The 632-nt window shown below is 50.0% G+C and carries 1 pseudogene; it reads left to right on the forward strand.

What is annotated here, in order from left to right:
* Positions 1 to 632 (forward strand): annotated as a pseudogene (locus tag KU855_RS18760) (transposase); the annotation flags it as partial.

The following is a 632-nucleotide window of genomic DNA, read 5'->3' on the forward strand; positions in this document are numbered from 1 at the left end:
CGCCGCGCTTACCTGTGTGGTGAAGATAAATTCTCCGGTAAAAACTACGACCACAGGCGAGATTGGGTGGCCCAGCTCATTCAACGACTGGCGCAGGTATTTGCCATTGATGTGGCTGCCTTTGCCGTGATGTCAAACCACCTGCATGTGGTACTGCGCATCGATATAGACTCGGTTAATGGGTGGAGTGACAGGCAAGTGGTTGAGCAGTGGCACAAGTTATTTAAAGGCGATGAGTTAACGCAAAAATTTGCGAAAGGGGCGTTGGTTGAACCCCACGAGGTGAGTCGCCTGAAACACACCATTGCCATTTACCGCAGTCGCTTGTGTGATATCTCATGGTTTATGCGCTGCTTAAACGAACCAATTGCCAGAAAAGCCAATCAAGAAGACAACTGCTCAGGGCGTTTTTGGGAGGGACGCTTTACATCCCAAGCTTTATTGGATGATGCCGCGGTGCTAGCCTGCATGGCTTATGTAGACTTAAACCCGATAAGGGCCAAAGAAGCGCCAACCCTTGAGCAATCACATTACACCAGTATTCAATTACGCCTCCAAGCAGCACTAAGCGGCCAACAACCGGCATCGCTCATGCAGTTTACTGGCAATGAGTGTGACAACCAGCCTAATGG

The sequence above is a fragment of the Shewanella sp. NIFS-20-20 genome (assembly GCF_019209865.1).
In the GTDB taxonomy this organism is placed as follows: Bacteria; Pseudomonadota; Gammaproteobacteria; order Enterobacterales; family Shewanellaceae; genus Shewanella.